Annotated in this window: 5 protein-coding genes; 4 read left to right on the top strand and 1 reads right to left on the bottom strand. The window is 57.2% G+C overall.

Annotated features, from left to right (window positions below; genetic code table 11):
- Nucleotides 1-289 precede the first annotated feature (289 nt).
- Genes HK22_RS14480 through HK22_RS14470 form a run of 3 tightly spaced genes read left to right on the top strand, consistent with a single transcriptional unit; the run spans nucleotide 290 to nucleotide 2,440 of the window.
- Nucleotides 290-1,051, top strand: coding sequence for an SDR family NAD(P)-dependent oxidoreductase (locus HK22_RS14480; RefSeq protein WP_063904060.1), 762 nt, complete (start codon nucleotides 290-292; stop codon nucleotides 1,049-1,051).
- Between the two features lie 31 nt (nucleotides 1,052-1,082).
- Nucleotides 1,083-1,535 carry an SRPBCC family protein gene (locus HK22_RS14475; protein ID WP_063904061.1) on the top strand — a complete coding sequence of 151 codons (453 nt, stop codon included), beginning with the start codon at nucleotides 1,083-1,085 and terminating at the stop codon, nucleotides 1,533-1,535.
- A 14-nt stretch (nucleotides 1,536-1,549) separates the two neighbouring features.
- Nucleotides 1,550-2,440, top strand: coding sequence for an aldo/keto reductase (locus HK22_RS14470; protein WP_063904062.1), 891 nt, complete (start codon nucleotides 1,550-1,552; stop codon nucleotides 2,438-2,440).
- Between the two features lie 18 nt (nucleotides 2,441-2,458).
- On the opposite strand, the gene HK22_RS14465 is transcribed toward HK22_RS14470, so the two are convergent.
- Nucleotides 2,459-2,923: a nuclear transport factor 2 family protein gene (locus HK22_RS14465; protein WP_063904063.1), complete on the bottom strand. Its 465-nt coding sequence runs from the start codon at nucleotides 2,921-2,923 to the stop codon at nucleotides 2,459-2,461.
- Between the two features lie 108 nt (nucleotides 2,924-3,031).
- Between HK22_RS14465 and HK22_RS14460 the strand changes: the two genes are divergently transcribed.
- Nucleotides 3,032-3,985, top strand: a complete 954-nt coding sequence (locus tag HK22_RS14460; protein ID WP_086649775.1) for a GlxA family transcriptional regulator — start codon at nucleotides 3,032-3,034, stop codon at nucleotides 3,983-3,985.
- The last annotated feature ends 197 nt before the right edge of the window (nucleotides 3,986-4,182 follow it).

Below are 4,182 nucleotides of genomic sequence, written 5' to 3'. Positions count from 1 at the left end.
CATTTTTCCATGGCATGACATGCGAAGCGCGGGACGGGATGACGTCAACACATCTGGATGCCGCCATCACTTCGCTTCTGACCTTATGGGATGCCAACGCGCTGCTCACCACGCCGTGAAACGGTCTGCCAGACATTGATGAGCCTGCAACAGGCCAAGCCTTATGCCGTTAATTCCATATCGACCACTCCATAACTCCTTGACCCTGTTTTGCGCACATATTATGGACCATCCAGTACGGAATTAAATTCCGGAACACATCGCCGTGTCTCGGCCAAGGAATCCAGTTATGAGCAAACAGGACATCGCATTCGTCACGGGTGCCAATCGCGGCATCGGATACAGTATCGCGAAACATCTGATTGCCTCGGGCATCAACGTGATCGGGACCTATCACTCCAACGAAGACGAGGCGAACGCTGCCGAAGCAGCCCTCGTCGGCCAAAATGCAAAACTGCGCATGCTGAAGCTGGATATCGTGGACCATGAATCGTTCGCGGATTTTTCCGGACAGGTCAGAGCACTTCTCTCACATGAGTTCGAGCACAGTGCACTGAGTTATGTCGTTCAGAACGCAGGCAATATCATTCACACTCGCTTCGATGCTGCGACATCCGAACAGCTCGATAACCAGTACAACATCCATTTCAAAGGCCCCTATCTTCTGACGGTGGCCCTCCTGCCCCTGATTCGGGACGGCGGTCGTATTCTCAACATTACCTCTGCCGCGACCCGTTTCTACCTAACGGATCATGGACCTTATTCAGCCATGAAAGCCGCTACCGAAGTCATCTCACTCTACATGGCAAAAGAACTGGGAGAGCGAGGCATTACCGTCAACGCCGTCGCCCCTGGTGCGATCGCCTCGGACTTCGGTGGTGGTCTGGTCCGTGACGATGCCACGATCAATAAAAGCCTTGCAGACATCACACCCCTCGGGCGTGTCGGACAGCCCGACGATATCGGAGCTGCGGTCCGTGCCCTTCTGTCGGACGACATGCGCTGGATGAATGGCCAACGCATCGAGGTGACGGGAGGGCAGTCGCTATGAGGGCCACACAATTCCAAGCGAAGCCAGCCTCATGATCCACGTTATGGCCAGTAGTATCATTCCTGCATCCCTTCCCTCTGTCTGGCGGCTGGTCCGTAATTTTGGCGCCCTTGGACGCTGGTTGCCGGGCGTCAGAAGCTGCGCGATCGAAGGCAATGAGTCCGGTGACCGCGTCGGCGCAATCCGCTTGGTTGAGATGGGGGATGTCGGACTCATCCGCGAACAGCTTCTGGCACTCTCCGACGTGGATCACGCGGTCACGTTCTCGATCGTTGAATCAGCCCTGCCGGTCCGGAACTATCGCTCTACCATCAGCCTTCTTCCCATAACGAAGAGCGACCACACGTTCATCCAATGGCGGGGGCAGTTCGAGGCCCCAGCCGAACATGCCGCCAGTATGGAGGCCCGGATGCCGACACAGATCTACCAGCCAGCTTTCGACAGACTGGCCGAGATACTGGCCTCAGAGACGACATTGTCATGAAGGAACCTAAACCCATGATCCAGTCCCCCTCTAACGCTTCCCGATCAGGCACATTCAGGATTGGCGGCGATCTCGGCATCAACCGGCTTGGTTTCGGTGCGATGCGCATCACTGGCCAGGGTATATGGGGACCGCCCGCCGATCACGACGAGGCCATCCGCACACTGAAGCGCCTCCCAGAACTCGGCGTCAATTTCATCGACACGGCGGATTCCTATGGTCCGGACGTCTCCGAATGGCTGATCAGGGAAGCTCTGCATCCCTATCCCAAAGGATTGGTCATCGCGACGAAAGGCGGCCTCACCCGATCCGGCCCCGACATCTGGAAACCGGTCGGACGGCCGGAATATCTATTGCAGCAGGTGCACAAAAGCCTGCGCAACCTCGGCGTCGAGCAGATTGATCTGTGGCAACTCCACCGGATCGATCCCAGAGTCCCGGCAGACGAACAGTTCGACGCGATCCGCTCCTTCATTGATCAGAAACTGATCCGTCATGCAGGACTGAGCGAGGTCTCTGTCGACAACATCAAAACAGCATCGAAATTCTTCGAGGTCGCGACCGTCCAGAACCGCTACAATCTCGTCGATCGCACCAGCGAGGACGTACTCGACTACTGCACGCAGCAGAACATCGGGTTCATCCCGTGGTTCCCTCTCGCCGCCGGCGACCTCGCCAGGCCGGGATCCATATTGGACACGATGGCGAAGAAATACGGCTCGCATCCAAGCCAGATTGCTCTTGCCTGGGTCCTGATGCGCAGCAAGGCGATGCTTCCGATCCCCGGCACGTCCAAGGTCGCCCATCTGGAACAGAATGTCGCGGCAGCCGACATCACCCTATCCGATGAAGACTTCGCGGCGCTGGACGCAGAAGGCCGCAAGGCGTTCCAGTCAACGCCTTAAGGAAGCGCGTCCGGACAGTTACAATCCCAGTGTCGAAAGACCGGGGTGACTGTCCGGACGCCGTCCCTCAGGCCAGCGGAACAGGCGGTCGGTCGCTGAAATGGGTTGGTCGTTGATTGACGCTGCGCGGTAACGCATCAACCCGTTTTCATCGAACTCCCAGTTTTCATTCCCATGAGACCTGAACCACTGCCCGGCCTGATCCTGCCACTCATAAGCAAAGCGGACCGCGATCCGGTTCTCCTGAAAAGCCCAGAGTTCCTTGATGAGGCGGTATTCCTGCTCGCGCTCCCATTTGCGCGTCAGGAACGCCACGATGTCCTCTCGTCCGTGGATGAATTCCAGGCGATTGCGCCACTGGCTATCGGTCGTATAGGCCTGCGCCACCGTTTCAGGATCCTGGCCATTCCAGGCATCTTCCGCGAGGCGGACTTTCTGAGCAGCCGTTTCAGCATTGAAGGGAGGCAATGGGGGTCGGGACATAGGGAATTCCGCCTCTGGTTCGGGGACGGATCACGAGTTGATCCGAGACCTGTCAGTGTTTTCCAAAAGAGCATTTGACGAAAGGACAACGATCCCTCATTTCAGGCCATGACCAGACAGATCGGTATTCTTCTCTATCCAGACTTCCAGTTGCTCGACGCTGCCGGAGTGACGACAGCCTTCGAGATTGCCGGAGGATTTGGGGAGGTTTCGTATGAGATGACGCCCCTATCCCGCCATGGTGACCTGGTCAGGTCGTCTTCTGGGATGGCGATCGAGACCGTTCCGCTCGCGGCCGCAGGGTCGTTTGATACGCTTATCGTTGTCGGAGGCGAAGGCCACAGGCAGGCTATGAGCTGCCGGGAATTACTCGACTTTATAAGGCATCAGGCCAGAACTGCGCGACGTATCTGCAGTGTGTGTACGGGCGCTTTCCTGCTGGCAGAAGCTGGCATGCTTGATGGCCGTCGTGTGACGACACACTGGCAACAGGCCTCGGCCATGGCAACACAGTTCCCTAAAATCCGGGTTTCGGCAGATGCCATTCATATTCATGATGGCCCGGTTTGGACATCTGCGGGGATCAGCGCTGGCATCGACATGGCGCTGGCGTTGATTGCCGAAGATCTTGGGGCCGATATTGCCCGTCGTACGGCGCAGCAAATGGTGGTGTTCTATCACCGTCCCGGAGGACAGTCCCAGTTCTCGGCACTCCTCGAGATGGCGAGTTCTCAGGAACGCTTTGCCGAACTGTTGGGATGGATCCGGTCTAACCTGAAACAGCGCCTGACCGTGGATATTCTGGCCAGTCAGGCCGGCATGAGCCCCCGCAATTTTTCTCGCAGTTTCCGGGCAGCGGTAGGAATGAGTCCCGCCAGAGCGGTCGAGAAACTGCGTCTGGAAACCGCGCGGGAACGAGTGGAAAGATCCACCCTCCCCATTGAAGCCATCGCCGTCATGACGGGCTTTCATGATCCCGAACGGATGCGACGCGCCTTCTTACGTGAGTTCCATCAGCCGCCTCAGGCTATCAGGCGAAATGCTGCTGCCAAGACGACCTGAGAGTGCTCATTTTTCCTGGACGAGAAGGCGGTTCATTTTGCAAGCAATCCCGATGAGATCCACTTCAATGATGGATCGCGTCTATCCCGCTAGAACAGGTCAAACACGCGGCAAATCAGGACACTTCCTAGCAACTGTGTTTAAGCGGCGGAGCTAATGCGCCATGGCAGGCCTGTTTTGAGGACGGCGTTGGCGAT

Origin of the sequence: Gluconobacter sp. DsW_056, assembly GCF_002153595.1 — a bacterium.
Lineage (GTDB): Bacteria > Pseudomonadota > Alphaproteobacteria > Acetobacterales > Acetobacteraceae > Gluconobacter > Gluconobacter albidus.
Note: the sequence above shows the minus strand (reverse complement) of the source record. Positions and strands in the feature narration are given on the sequence as shown.

Excerpts from the sequence above, each read along its gene's own strand:
- HK22_RS14465 (WP_063904063.1), bottom strand. The coding sequence starts at position 2,923 with ATGTCCCGACCCCCATTGCCTCCCTTCAATGCTGAAACGGCTGCTCAG.
- HK22_RS14460 (WP_086649775.1), top strand. The coding sequence starts at position 3,032 with ATGACCAGACAGATCGGTATTCTTCTCTATCCAGACTTCCAGTTGCTC.
- HK22_RS14480 (WP_063904060.1), top strand. The coding sequence starts at position 290 with ATGAGCAAACAGGACATCGCATTCGTCACGGGTGCCAATCGCGGCATC.
- HK22_RS14470 (WP_063904062.1), top strand. The coding sequence starts at position 1,550 with ATGATCCAGTCCCCCTCTAACGCTTCCCGATCAGGCACATTCAGGATT.
- HK22_RS14475 (WP_063904061.1), top strand. The coding sequence starts at position 1,083 with ATGATCCACGTTATGGCCAGTAGTATCATTCCTGCATCCCTTCCCTCT.